This window comes from Acetobacter cerevisiae, from assembly GCF_001580535.1.
GTDB lineage: Bacteria > Pseudomonadota > Alphaproteobacteria > Acetobacterales > Acetobacteraceae > Acetobacter > Acetobacter cerevisiae.
In genome coordinates this window covers 1-2,370 of record NZ_LHZA01000047.1, presented here as the reverse complement: position 1 = coordinate 2,370, position 2,370 = coordinate 1, and the positions used below count along the sequence as shown (strand labels likewise).

5 protein-coding genes are annotated in these 2,370 nt (G+C 53.1%); all 5 read left to right on the top strand.

The window, feature by feature from the left end; translation table 11 throughout:
• Nucleotides 1–14: 14 nt before the first annotated feature.
• Entirely contained in the window at nucleotides 15–404 is a 390-nt protein-coding gene (vapC, locus tag AD928_RS00365; protein WP_062247362.1) for a type II toxin-antitoxin system VapC family toxin, read from the top strand.
• Nucleotides 405–429: 25 nt separating this feature from the next.
• Complete coding sequence (locus AD928_RS00360) at nucleotides 430–567, top strand: hypothetical protein (protein WP_026019313.1); 138 nt, start codon at nucleotides 430–432, stop codon at nucleotides 565–567.
• 225 nt (nucleotides 568–792) lie between these two features.
• The gene (locus tag AD928_RS00355; RefSeq protein ID WP_010668421.1) at nucleotides 793–1,068 is read left to right on the top strand and encodes a type II toxin-antitoxin system Phd/YefM family antitoxin; all 276 of its coding nucleotides are present in this window, start codon (nucleotides 793–795) and stop codon (nucleotides 1,066–1,068) included.
• Complete coding sequence (locus AD928_RS00350; RefSeq protein WP_014106724.1) at nucleotides 1,065–1,334, top strand: Txe/YoeB family addiction module toxin; 270 nt, start codon at nucleotides 1,065–1,067, stop codon at nucleotides 1,332–1,334. The genes AD928_RS00355 and AD928_RS00350 overlap by 4 nt, the downstream gene beginning before the upstream one ends.
• A 12-nt stretch (nucleotides 1,335–1,346) precedes the next feature.
• Nucleotides 1,347–2,018: a DUF6118 family protein gene (locus AD928_RS14890; RefSeq protein ID WP_061507498.1), complete on the top strand. Its 672-nt coding sequence runs from the start codon at nucleotides 1,347–1,349 to the stop codon at nucleotides 2,016–2,018.
• Nucleotides 2,019–2,370: the final 352 nt, after the last annotated feature.

The window sequence follows — 2,370 nt, the reverse complement described above, 5'->3', positions numbered from 1 at the left end:
CTCAAGTGTGAGAAATCCGCGTCGATTCATCGGTCTGGATCGATTTTTTCCGAGGTACGGTTACGCCACAGGTTGATGCTCTGGACCGGCTTCTGGGAGAAGAACCTGTCGCCATTGGGGATCTGATGATGACGGAAGTTCTTCAGGGATTTGCGAATGAGCGGGATTTCAACAAGGCACGGCGGATGCTTGGTGCCCTGGATCTGGTAGAGATCGGGGGACGTGATGTCATGATCGAGGCGGCACGATATTTTCGTGATCTGCGCGCCAGAGGCATCACCATTCGGAAGACCATTGATACCCTGATTGCCACACGATGCATCGTAAGCGGGTATCGGCTTCTTTACAGTGACCGGGACTTTGATCCGTTTGTGACACATCTGGGGCTGGAACGGGTTGTCTGATTTCGGCGCGGTGACTGGAGAGGACATGCAGAAAAAAGAAGAGGCCGTTCGGCTGGGATCGCTTCTGGGGGCCATCGGTCGTGAGGCCGGTGTGCGTGATCAGGATATCGCGGTCTTGCAGACCCGCGATCAGACCCCGGCCGAGGCAATGTCCTTCGAATGATCCTGCTGCTTGATACCAACGTGATCATGGAGACGAGGAGGCCCGTCCCGGAGCAGCGTGTTCTGGCCAGCCACGACGTGTCGCCTTTCGAGGCGGCAGGTGTGCGGGTTTTCAATCTGTGGGGGCTGGCCGTGTCTCGCTCCAGACCACGCGGTATCGAGAGGGAGATGCAAAACAGGAGACGTACAGAAAACTGTACGTTATGGTGGACATGGAGGATCGATCATGACCTATGTTTCCTATACCGACCTGCGCCAGAACCTGGCGCATTATCTGGACGAAGCAGTGAACAGCCGTGCGCCGATTGTCGTGACCCGCAAGACCGGGAAAGGCAGTGTCGTGCTGATGTCGGAAGAAGAATTCTCCGGCTGGCAGGAAACCGTGCATCTCCTGAGCAGCCCACGCAACGCGGAGAGGCTGTTGCGGAGCATTCGTGACATCGAGCACGGGGCGGCAACCGAGCATGATCTTCTGGAGCCTCAGGGTGAACCGTCAGCGTGAAAGTCATTTTTCATGAAGATGGCTGGGAGGATTATCTTTCGTGGTTTCAGTCAGACAATGCGGTTCTTGAGAAGATCAATGCCCTGATCGAGGATGTGCGTCGGCATCCGTTTCAGGGGATAGGGAAGCCGGAACCCCTGAAGGGGCAGCTTTCTGGGTGGTGGTCCCGACGGATTACGGGAGAACATCGTCTGGTCTACCGGGTTCAGGGGCGCGCGGGAGAGGATCAGCGAATCGAGATTGCCCAGTGCCGGTTTCATTACTGAAGGAGAAGCGTCATGAGCGAGACAGATCCGGCAGCTCGTGCCTTTGAAGATCTGTGCGCTGAAATGACGGTGCTCCGACGCAGCGTCGAAGCGTTGCCGCAGGCATGGCGGGATAACCGGCCACCGGATTACACGGAAGATCTGGCCCGTGTCGTGAAGGCCATGAACGCGGTCGGGGCGCATATGAAGGTGATTGAGGCCAGTCCGACGCTGAAAATGACGCCACAAGCTTATGGGCAGGGGATACGGGAGGAAGGACTGGCCGCCAGCCGGAGACTGGAAGGTATCTTCGAAAAGGCGATCGGAGAGGTCGGGAAAGAGCGGCAGGCGCTGGCGTTGATTATCGGTCAGGCTAACAATCGACGTGATCAATGGTTCTGGATGATTTTTATCGGGATCATGGCATTTCTGTTTGGGGTGGGGATTGCACCGCCCCTGTTTAATCACATCACCTGGAAGCATTTTGATGAGCGCGTGGCATCGTTCATTGTCGGGGGACAGGATCGATGGGATTCCGGGGAAGAGATGATGCGGACAGCACGACCGGATCAATGGAACAATTTCGTATGGGAAAATCAGGTAATGCAAGACAATCAGTCGAAGATCCGGGACTGTCGGATCGCAGCAACACAGATCGGGCAGCCAAAGCCTTGTGCAATTACAATCAAGCCAGACGTTCGGTGAAAAATATAGAGTAAAAATGGGAATTATATTAATAATTATAGATATTTTTGGAAAGTGTTAAAGATCATTCTTGTGGGCAGGAACAAGCAAAAATAACTTCACATATGGAGTGTTCGAAAAAACTGCCGTTCAGATATTTTAACTTATTGAAATATCAATGAGTTATGATTGTCACTCGGTTAGGAAAAGTGGATTTTTCGAACTCCTCTGCTCATGATCCTAAAATAATGTAGGGAATTCATATTTTCCCTTTTTCTCCCGTTTTTTAGGCGGGAGAAGCTTGTTTCAGAACTTAGAATTTGAGCCGGAAGTGAGCGCGAGCACCACTGTCGACGCGGATTTCTCACACTTG